This window comes from Micromonospora maritima (assembly GCF_902825405.1).
In the GTDB taxonomy this organism is placed as follows: Bacteria; Actinomycetota; Actinomycetes; order Mycobacteriales; family Micromonosporaceae; genus Micromonospora; species Micromonospora maritima.
On the sequence record NZ_CADEAU010000211.1, the window covers coordinates 1 to 9054 of the forward strand.

At 73.4% G+C, this 9054-nt stretch carries 12 protein-coding genes and 1 pseudogene; 8 read left to right on the plus strand and 5 right to left on the minus strand.

Annotated elements, in window-relative coordinates:
* The 3 genes from HUW36_RS18710 to HUW36_RS18720 form a co-directional block, all read left to right on the plus strand.
* Positions 1 to 877 (plus strand): alpha/beta hydrolase family protein (locus HUW36_RS18710; RefSeq protein WP_174529355.1); only part of this gene is annotated, 877 nt, incomplete at its 5' end.
* A 29-nt stretch (positions 878 to 906) separates the two neighbouring features.
* Entirely contained in the window at positions 907 to 1440 is a 534-nt protein-coding gene (locus HUW36_RS18715; protein ID WP_174529356.1) for a nucleotidyltransferase domain-containing protein, read from the plus strand.
* 41 nt (positions 1441 to 1481) lie between these two features.
* Positions 1482 to 2447 (plus strand): alpha/beta hydrolase family protein, encoded by a 966-nt coding sequence (locus tag HUW36_RS18720; RefSeq protein ID WP_174529357.1) that lies wholly within the window; start codon positions 1482 to 1484, stop codon positions 2445 to 2447.
* Between the two features lie 62 nt (positions 2448 to 2509).
* On the opposite strand, the gene HUW36_RS18725 is transcribed toward HUW36_RS18720, so the two are convergent.
* From HUW36_RS18725 to HUW36_RS18735, 3 genes are all read right to left on the minus strand, one after another.
* Entirely contained in the window at positions 2510 to 3472 is a 963-nt protein-coding gene (locus tag HUW36_RS18725; protein WP_174529358.1) for a zinc-binding dehydrogenase, read from the minus strand.
* A 78-nt stretch (positions 3473 to 3550) separates the two neighbouring features.
* A complete protein-coding gene (locus tag HUW36_RS18730) occupies positions 3551 to 4726 on the minus strand; it encodes an NAD(P)-dependent malic enzyme (protein WP_174529359.1) in 1176 nt (391 codons plus the stop codon).
* A 152-nt stretch (positions 4727 to 4878) separates the two neighbouring features.
* Complete coding sequence (locus tag HUW36_RS18735) at positions 4879 to 5229, minus strand: S26 family signal peptidase (RefSeq protein WP_246248218.1); 351 nt, start codon at positions 5227 to 5229, stop codon at positions 4879 to 4881.
* A gap of 84 nt (positions 5230 to 5313) precedes the next feature.
* On the opposite strand from HUW36_RS18735, the gene sodN reads away from it, so the two are divergent.
* Genes sodN through HUW36_RS18750 form a run of 3 tightly spaced genes read left to right on the plus strand, consistent with a single transcriptional unit; the run spans position 5314 to position 6679 of the window.
* A complete protein-coding gene (gene sodN / locus HUW36_RS18740; protein ID WP_089155059.1) occupies positions 5314 to 5718 on the plus strand; it encodes a superoxide dismutase, Ni in 405 nt (134 codons plus the stop codon).
* Positions 5715 to 6239: a GNAT family N-acetyltransferase gene (locus HUW36_RS18745; protein WP_174529360.1), complete on the plus strand. Its 525-nt coding sequence runs from the start codon at positions 5715 to 5717 to the stop codon at positions 6237 to 6239. Before sodN ends, HUW36_RS18745 begins: the two co-directional genes overlap by 4 nt.
* 32 nt (positions 6240 to 6271) lie before the next feature.
* Positions 6272 to 6679: an ATP-binding protein gene (locus HUW36_RS18750; protein ID WP_174529361.1), complete on the plus strand. Its 408-nt coding sequence runs from the start codon at positions 6272 to 6274 to the stop codon at positions 6677 to 6679.
* Positions 6680 to 6708: 29 nt separating this feature from the next.
* Here the strand turns inward: HUW36_RS18750 and HUW36_RS18755 are convergent, their stop codons facing one another.
* Positions 6709 to 7110 carry a hypothetical protein gene (locus HUW36_RS18755; protein ID WP_174529362.1) on the minus strand — a complete coding sequence of 134 codons (402 nt, stop codon included), beginning with the start codon at positions 7108 to 7110 and terminating at the stop codon, positions 6709 to 6711.
* A gap of 43 nt (positions 7111 to 7153) precedes the next feature.
* Here HUW36_RS18755 and HUW36_RS18760 point away from each other — a divergent pair, with 43 nt between their 5' ends.
* Entirely contained in the window at positions 7154 to 8104 is a 951-nt protein-coding gene (locus HUW36_RS18760; RefSeq protein WP_174529363.1) for a diacylglycerol/lipid kinase family protein, read from the plus strand.
* A gap of 445 nt (positions 8105 to 8549) precedes the next feature.
* Complete coding sequence (locus HUW36_RS18765) at positions 8550 to 8807, plus strand: WhiB family transcriptional regulator (protein WP_013288358.1); 258 nt, start codon at positions 8550 to 8552, stop codon at positions 8805 to 8807.
* Between the two features lie 63 nt (positions 8808 to 8870).
* Here the strand turns inward: HUW36_RS18765 and HUW36_RS18770 are convergent.
* Positions 8871 to 9054: pseudogene (locus tag HUW36_RS18770) on the minus strand (cobalamin biosynthesis protein CbiX); the annotation flags it as partial.

A 9054-nucleotide genomic window follows, 5' to 3' on the forward strand; every position in this document is an offset into this window, starting at 1 on the left:
CGGCCCGGCCCCGGCCGGCGACCGGGCCGCGCCGGAGCGCCCGTACGCGGTGGGGTTGCGGCAGTTCACCGTCGACCCGGGCGGTCCCCGTCCCCTTCCGGTCACCGTCTGGTACCCGGTGGACCGGGCCGCCTCCGCCGGCCCGGTCACCGCCCCGTCCGCCGCGCCGGATGTCCGGGCGGCGGCGCCGGTGGCCGCCGGACGGTTCCCGGTGGTCGTGTTCAGCCACGGCCTGCGCAGCCTGCCCGCGCTGCACGCGCAGCTGACCACCCGCTGGGCCGCCGCCGGTTTCGTGGTGGCGGCGCCCACCTATCCCCGCACCAACCTGCGCGCCCGCGGCTTTACCCGCGACGACGTGCGCAACCAGCCCGCCGACGCCTGGCGACTGGTCCGTCACCTGGTCCGCCTGGGTGCCCGCCCCGGTGACCCGCTCGGCGCGCACCTGGCCGTGGACCGGTTCGCCGCCGCCGGGCACTCCGCCGGTGGCCACACGACGCTCGGCATGTTCGCCGCCGGGCATCCGTCCCCGGTACGGGCCGGGATCGTGATCGCCGGTGGCCGGCCGGTCGTCGGCCTCGTCCGGCCGCTCGCGCCGATGCTGTTCGTGCACGGCGCCGCCGACCGGGTGGTGCCGGAGTCGATCGGCCGGGCCGCGTACGCCCGTTGTCTCGGACCGGCCGCGTTCCTCAGCCTGCCCGGTCAGGGCCACGGCGAATACCTCGGCCCGGGCCGGCCCGGCTTCACCCAGGTGCTGGCCACCACCACGGACTTCCTGCGCTGGACGCTGTACGCCGACCGGGCCGCCCTGCACCGCCTCCCCACCGACGCCACCGCACCCGGCACCACCACCTTCACCACCCGCTCCCTCCCCACCTGACCCCCGGATCCGACGGATAGGTTGCGGGCGTGGACGGGCTGACGGAGCGGCAACTGGACGCGATCCGCGAGGTGGTCGACCTGGCCGACGCGACCGGGACCGAGGTGTGGTTGCGGGGCGGCTGGGCGATGGACTTCCACCTCGGCGCGGTGACCCGCCCGCACGTCGACGTCGACTGGTACTGCTGGCGCCGGGACGCCGAAGGGCTGTCCGCCCGGCTCGGCGCGCTCGGCTGGCGGCCCGACCCGCGGATGCCGGCGGCGACCCAGCTCGACGTGCTCCGGGGTGACGTCGAGCTGAGCTTCGCGTACCTGGACCGGGACGGGGCGGGACGGGTGGTGGTCGGGGCCGGCCCGTGGGCGGGCACCCCCCTGCCCGAGGGGATGCTGGGCGGCCCGTCCGGCCGGATCGGCCGGCTCACCGCGCCGGTGATCAGCGTGGCCGCGCAGATCGAGTTCAAGGAGATGTTCCCGGTCTGGATGCCCGACCGGCCGCGCCGCGCCAAGGACGCCGCCGACCTGGCCCGTCTCCGCGCGTCGACCGGCGGTCACCCACTGCACTGACCCGGCCGGGTCACCCCCGATCGCGAGGCACAATCGAGTTCATGCGCCGTCGTCCCGTCGCCCTGGCCACCGCCGCCGCCCTGCTCGGCGCCGGCCTGACCGGCTGTTCCGAGCCGGCCGCCCCGACCGGGCGGCCCGCACCCGACGCCCCGCCGACGACGAGCGCGCCCACGCCGCGCGTACCCGCCGGGAAGGCGCCCTCGGAGAGCTTCGCGGTCGGCGTACGCCAACTGAAGCTGAACCGCGACGGCGACCGGCCGTTGCCCGTGACGCTCTGGTACCCGGCGGAGGGCGCGGCCGGCGGCGGGGCCGAGCGGTCCGCGCCGGCGGCGGACGGGCGGTTCCCGGTGGTGCTGTTCAGCCACGGCCTCGGTGCCCGGCCGGAGGACTACCAGGTGTTGCTGACCCGGTGGGGGGCAGCCGGTTTCGTGGTCGCCGCGCCCCGCTTCCCGCACACCGGCCGGGGCGGCGACGGCAACCCGCTGGACGTGCTCAACCAGCCGGCCGACGTGTCGTACGTGCTGACCCGGGTGCTCGCCCTCGGGGAGAAGGCGGGCGACCCGCTGCGCGGCCGGCTGGATCCGGAGCGGGTGGCGGCGACCGGGCACAGCGCCGGCGGGGTGACCACCATCGGGCTGTTCACCGCCGGGCGGGACGAGCGGCTCGACGCCGGCATCGTCTTCGCCGGCACGGCACTCGGCGTCGGTACCGCGTTCGCCGGGGCCGCCGCGCCGCAGCTGTTCGTGCACGGCGAGGCGGACGAGGTGGTGTCGTACGCCTCCGGCAAGGCCGTCTACGACGCGGTGCCGTGGCCGAAGGCGATGCTCAGCCTGCCGAAGGGCGACCACGGGCGCGCGCTGCTCGGCGACGGCACCGCGCTGCGCGTGGTCGCCGACACCACCGTCGAGTTCCTGCGCTGGACGCTCTACGGCGACCCGGCGGCGAAGAAGCGCCTGCCCGCCGACGCCGCCAGGGGTGGCCTGGCCACCCTCGACGACCGGCTGTAAGGAAGGGCCCCTTCTTAACGCCTCCGGTAGAGAAGGGGCCCCCTCTTAACACGCCATCCACCTCACGCCGTGTGGTCGACGACCACCTTGCCGAAGACCTCGCCCGAGTGCAGCCGGGCGAACGCCTCGGTGATCCCGCTGAACGGCACCACCCGGTCCACCACCGGGCGGACCTCGTGCTCGGCGCAGAACGCGAGCAGCGCGGCCAGTTCGTCCGGGGTGCCCATCGAGGTGCCGAGGATCTCCAGTTGCATGGCGAAGACCCGTCGCAGGTTGACCTTGGGCTCGTGGCCGGCGGTCGCGCCGGAGACCACGATCCGGGCCATCGGGGCGGCCGACTTGAGCGAGTGGTCGAAGGTGGCCGCGCCGACCGTCTCGATCACCACGTCGACCCGTTCGGGCAGCCGGGCGCCGGGCTCCAGCGCGGTGGCGCCGAGCTCGGTGATCCGCTCCCGCTTGGCGGCGTCGCGGCTGGTCGCGTACACCCGCTTGCCGAGCGCGACGCCGAGCGCGACCGCCGCGGTGGCCACGCCCCCGCCGGCGCCCTGGACCAGCACCGACTCGCCGTCGGCGACCCGGCCCTTGGTGGTGAGCATCCGCCAGGCGGTGAGCCAGGCCGTGGGCAGGCACGCGGCGTCGGTCGCCGACAGGCCGTCGGGCAGCGCCAGCAGGTTCATCCGGGGTACGGCGACCAGCTCGGCGAACGTGCCCTGGTAGTGCTCGGAGAGGATGGAGACCCCGCGCGGGTCGCCCGGGGTGGGCACCACCGGGTAGATGACCACCTCGTTGCCGTCCGGGTCGGTGCCGACCGCGTCGCAGCCGAGGATCATCGGGAGCTGGTCGGCGGTCAGCCCCACGCCGCGCAGCGACCAGAGGTCGTGGTGGTTGAGCGAGCTGGCCCGCACCCGCACGGTGACCCAGTCGTCCTGCGGGTGGGTCGGCTCGGGACGGTCGCCGACGGTGAGCGCGGCGAGCGGGTTGTCGGCGTCGAAGGCCGAGGCATAGGCGGCACGCATGATCGGCACGGTAACAAGCTGAGCGGCCGTTAAGAAGGGGCCCTTCCTCTACCGGAGGCGTTAAGAAGGTGCCCCTCCTTACACCCGTCAGCGGCGCGCGACCCCGTCGCGTCGGGCGGCCTCGGCCACCGCGTCGGCGACCGCCGGGGCGACCCGCGGGTCCAGCGGCGACGGCACGATCGCGTCGGCGGTGAGCGACTCGGCCACCACGCCGGCGATGGCGTCGGCGGCGGCCACCTTCATCGCGTCGGTGATCCGGGTGGCACCGGCGTCCAGCGCGCCCCGGAACACACCGGGGAACGCGAGCACGTTGTTGATCTGGTTCGGGTAGTCGCTGCGCCCGGTGGCGACCACCGCCACGTGCCGGGCGGCCACCTCGGGGTGCACCTCCGGGGTGGGGTTGGCCAGCGCGAAGACGATGCCGCCGGGGGCCATGCCGGCCACCGCCGCCTCGGGGATCTGACCGCCGGAGACGCCGACCAGCACGTCCGCGCCGCGCAGCGCCTCGGTGACGTCACCCTCGCGGCCCTCGGCGTTGGTGAGTTCGGCAAGCTCGGCCTTGGTGCCGGTCAGCTCGCGGTGCCGGCCGATGATGCCCCGGGAGTCGCAGACCACCACCCGCGCCGGGTCGACGCCGCCGGCGATCAGCATCTTCGTCACCGCCACCCCGGCCGCCCCGGCGCCGCTGACCGCGACCCGCAGGTCGCCGAGCTTGCGGTTGAGCAGCGTCGCCGCGTTGCGCAGCGCGGCCAGCACCACGATCGCGGTGCCGTGCTGGTCGTCGTGGAAGACCGGGATGTCCAGCGCCTCGTCCAGCCGGCGCTCCACCTCGAAGCAGCGCGGCGCGCTGATGTCCTCCAGGTTGATCCCGCCGAACGAGGGCGCGATCGCCTTGACCGCCGCGACGATCTCGTCCACGTCCTGGGTGTCCAGGCAGACCGGCACCGCGTCCACGCCGGCGAACTGCTTGAACAGCACCGCCTTGCCCTCCATCACGGGCAGCGCGGCGCGCGGGCCGATGTTGCCCAGGCCGAGCACGGCGGAGCCGTCGGTGACCACCGCGACGGTGTGCGACACCCAGGTGTACGTGTCGGCGAGCGCGGGGTCGGCGGCGATCGCCTCGCACACCCGGGCCACGCCCGGGGTGTACGCGAGGGAGAGGTCCTCCCGGCTGGTCAGCGGCACCGTCGAGGCGACGGCCATCTTGCCGCCGACGTGCAGCCGGAAGACGGGATCAGCGGGGTCCGGGGTGGACGAAGACATGGTGACTCCAGGATCTGTCGATGCAGACGGACCGGCCGGCGTGGTCAGCGGTGGTCAGCGACCGGCGGGGCGGCGGTGCGGGGGTCACCCGGGCACTTTCCGAGCATAGTCACGCACCGGCTCCCAGGATGTGAGCGGGGTCATATCCACCGCTACCCCTGCCGGCCCCTGATCCGGGCCGGACGCGGCCACCAGCGGACCACCACCCGCCCGCGGACGTCGGCCACCCCGTAGGCCCGCGAGTCGTCGGCCACCAGGTCGTTGTCGCCGCGCAGCCACCAGCCGCCGTCGCGCGGCTCGACCGCGCGCTTGACCACCAGCAGGTCGGGACGGGTGCGGAAGACGGCGATCACCACGTCGCCGGGGCGGACCGGCCGGCCGCCGGTGCGGACCAGCACCGCGTCGCCGTGGCGCAGCGTGGGCGACATGGACGGGCCGGTCACCAGCACCGGCACCAGCGGGCCGCGCAGCGCGGGCACCTCGTGTTCGTCCACCCCCGGCACCGGGTTTCACCTCCCGCCCGCTGGAAAGCATCTCCAGGAGTAGTGTCGTCTTGGATCATCGCAAACATCCCATGGAGGACCCTGATGCGCCTTCCCCGCATCCTCACGCCCCGTGTGACCGCCAGTGCCCACTGCGACCTGCCGTGCGGCGTCTACGACCCGGCGCAGGCCCGGATCGAGGCCGAGTCGGTCAAAATGATCTGCGAGAAGTACCAGGCCAACACCGACCCGGAGTTCCGCACCCGCGCCATCCTGATCAAGGAGCAGCGGGCGGACCTGGTCAAGCACCACCTGTGGGTGCTCTGGACCGACTACTTCAAGCCGCAGCACTTCGAGAAGTACCCGCACCTGCACCAGCTCTTCAACGAGGCCACCAAGCTGGCCGGGGCGGCCGGCGCCAAGGGTGGCACCGACCCGGCCAAGGCCGACGAGCTGCTCTCCAAGATCGACGAGATCTCGAAGATCTTCTGGGAGACCAAGCAGGCGTGACGTCGCCCGTCGCGGCACCGACGATCCGGCCGGTACGTCCCGAGGACGTACCGGCCGTCGTCGCCATGGTGCACGAACTCGCCGCGTACGAACGCGCCCCGGACCAGTGTCACCTGACCGCCGAGCAGCTCCACGCGGCGCTCTTCCCGGCCGCTCCGGCGCTCTTCGGGCACGTGGCGGTGGACGCGGCCGACCAGCCGGTGGGCTTCGCCCTCTGGTTCCTCAACTTCTCCACCTGGGCCGGTGTGCACGGCATCTACCTGGAGGACCTCTACGTCCGACCGGCGGCCCGGGGCACCGGCGCGGGCCGGGCGCTGCTGGCCACCCTCGCCGCGATCTGCGTCGAGCGCGGCTACGAGCGCCTCGACTGGTGGATGCTGCACTGGAACCCCGCCGCCCGCTTCTACGCCTCGATCGGGGCCACGCCGATGGACGAGTGGACCCCGTACCGGCTCGCCGGGCCGGCGTTGCGCGAGCTCGCCGCGCAGACGACGCCCGCACCCACCCACCCGGCCGCCTGACCGGGTAGAGTCCCGCACCGGGGGGATGAGGCGTGACTCAACTGACCGGGCAGCCGACGACGGACGACGACGTCGTGCACCTCACCGTGCCCGCCGACGGTGGTTACCTCGGCGTGCTCCGCACCGCGACGGCCGGCCTCGCGGCCCGGCTCCAGTTCGCCCTCGACGAGATCGAGGACCTGCGCATCGCCGTCGACGAGGCGTGCGCCATGCTGCTCGCCATCGCCACCCGGGACGCCGAGCTGGAGTGCCGCTTCGCGGTCACCGAGGATGCGCTCACCGTCGAGGTGACCGTGCCGACCGTGCGCGGGGCCACGCTCCCGTCCGAGTCGTCCTTCGCCTGGAAGGTGCTCACCGCGTTGACCACCTCGGCGGGCGCCCACGCGGCCGACGGTCGGGCCACCATCTCACTGCTGACCCGGCGCGCCGGCGGCTACTGACCGAGCACCGGGTGCCGTGCGGGCGCCCGTCAGGGGGTCGGGTCGCCGAACCCGAGCGCCCGGTTGGTCGGGCCGCTCACCAGCAGGCCCACCATGCCGATCCCGAGCGCGATCAGCGGCAGCCCGAGCCAGCCCATGCCGCCCTCGATCATGAACCAGCCGACCGGCAGCAGCATGAGCTGGAGCACGATGGCCGGCGCGCGGGCGCCGGCCCGCCGACGCGACAGCGCCCCGCCGAGCGCCCAGAGCGCGACCGCGCCGCCGACGGCGAACGCGGTCACCAGCAGCGCCGAGGTCAGATCGGTGGTCGGCGCGGTGAGGTCGGACCAGATCAGCCACACCGCGACCAGCCCGAGCGCCACCGCCTCGGCGCGCAGCAGGAGCACCGCCGCGCGGAGCGGACCGGGGATCGGGTCGGAGTCGATCGTCACGGGCGCCACGATACCGGTGGGTAGTCGCGGTACAGTGCCGCCCATGCGGGCCGTCCTGGTGGTCAATCCGAAGGCCACCACCACCAGCGAACGCAGCCGGGACGTGCTCGTCCGGGCGCTGCGCAGTGAAGTCGACCTGTCGGTGCGCTACACCCGCCGACGGGGCCACGCCATGGACCTGGCTCGGGAGGCCGCCCAGGAGGGCGTCGACCTGGTGGTCACGCTCGGTGGTGACGGCACGGTCAACGAGGTGGTCAACGGGTTGATGGCGGCGGAGCCGCCGACGTTCCGCACCGGGCAGACGTCGGCGGAGCGGCTGCCGGCGCTGGCCACCGTGCCCGGCGGTTCGACGAACGTGTTCGCCCGCGCCCTCGGGCTGCCCCGCGAGTGGCCGGACGGCACCAGCATGATCCTGGAAGGGCTGCGGCTGGGCCGCTCCCGCACCATCGGGCTGGGCCGGGCGGACGACCGCTACTTCACGTTCTGCGCCGGCTTCGGGCTCGACGCGGCGGTGATCCGCCGGGTGGAGCAGGCCCGCAAGCGCGGGCGGGTGTCCACCCCGGCGCTCTACTTCCGGTCGACGGCGAGCCAGTACTTCGTCGGCTCCGACCGCCGGCACCCGGCGATCACGTTGGAACGTCCGGGCGAGCTTCCGGAGACGGAGTTGGCCACCGCCATCATCCAGAACACCGCGCCGTGGACCTATCTCGGCGACCGGGAGATCAACCCGAATCCGGAGGCGTCGTTCGACCTCGGGTTGGACGTGCTCGCGATCCGGCAGCTCAAGGTGGCGAGCACCGCACGCACGGTGACCCAGTTCTTCTCCCGGAAGCCCGACCCGCACGGCAAGCAGGTGCTCCGGCTGCACGACGTGGCCGAGTTCACCCTGCTCGCGGCCCGTCCGCTGCCGTTCCAACTGGACGGGGACTACCTCGGCGAGCGGGAAAAAGTCAGATTTACCTCCGTGCCGGCCGCACTCAGAGTAATCTGCTAGGTCTCGGGTATCCCAGTCGGTTGACGCGGACCCCCCGCCGCGCGGACGCGGTGGCCGCCACGCCGAGGAAGGTGCCGGAAATGTCAGCAACGTCACGCAGACCGTACTATATTGATCCTCGACTGTGGCACGCCGGGTAACGAGAGACTTCGGAAACCCGGACAAATGGGTGGTGAGCCCGCTCACTGTTCGGAGTTTTTCCGAGCGTCACCCTTGACATCGCTGTCGTTCGTGAAAGTATTCACAAGCGAACTCGTGTTACCGGGACATTGCCTGGATATGCTCGTCAGGTTGAGCTGTTCCAGCAGGTCCAGGGGCCCGCAGCCTGCTCACGCAGCGCCGAATTGATGGATGCTGACCGTCACCTATCGGCAATGCGGATGCATATAGGAATAGCAACGAAGCGTTATCTGGCCACCCACTAAGAATGAGGAGTGTTGCCGCCATGGACTGGCGCCACGATTCGGTCTGCCGCGACGAGGACCCGGAGCTGTTCTTCCCGATCGGGACGTCCGGTCCGGCTCTCCTGCAGGTGGAGCAGGCGAAGGCCGTCTGCCGGCGCTGCCCCGTGACCGACCAGTGCCTGCAGTGGGCACTGGAGTCCGGTCAGGACGCCGGCGTCTGGGGTGGGATGAGCGAGGAGGAGCGCCGCGCGGTGAAGCGCCGCGGCGGTCTCCGGGTGCTGCGCGCTCACTCCGCCTGACCCGCACACGCGAGGACGCCCCGGCCGGGATTCCGGCCGGGGCGTCCTGCTGTCCGGGAGCGGTCACCGCGCCGCCGCGTCCACCCGCCGCCGCACCAGATCGGCGATCTCCGGCAGATCGGTGAGCGGGTCGGCGACCGCCACCGCCCCGGCCGAGCGCGCCGCCGCGCGTACCCCGTCGTGGAACCGGCCCGGGGCCAGGAAGTAGGCGGCCACCGCGACCCGGCGGGCGCCCACCGCCCGCAGC

What these genes read in the sequence shown, in the direction of transcription:
- HUW36_RS18720 (WP_174529357.1), top strand. Translation starts at nt 1,482, where the DNA reads ATGCGCCGTCGTCCCGTCGCCCTGGCCACCGCCGCCGCCCTGCTCGGC.
- HUW36_RS18730 (WP_174529359.1), bottom strand. Translation starts at nt 4,726, where the DNA reads ATGTCTTCGTCCACCCCGGACCCCGCTGATCCCGTCTTCCGGCTGCAC.
- sodN (WP_089155059.1), top strand. Translation starts at nt 5,314, where the DNA reads ATGCGCCTTCCCCGCATCCTCACGCCCCGTGTGACCGCCAGTGCCCAC.
- HUW36_RS18760 (WP_174529363.1), top strand. Translation starts at nt 7,154, where the DNA reads ATGCGGGCCGTCCTGGTGGTCAATCCGAAGGCCACCACCACCAGCGAA.
- HUW36_RS18765 (WP_013288358.1), top strand. Translation starts at nt 8,550, where the DNA reads ATGGACTGGCGCCACGATTCGGTCTGCCGCGACGAGGACCCGGAGCTG.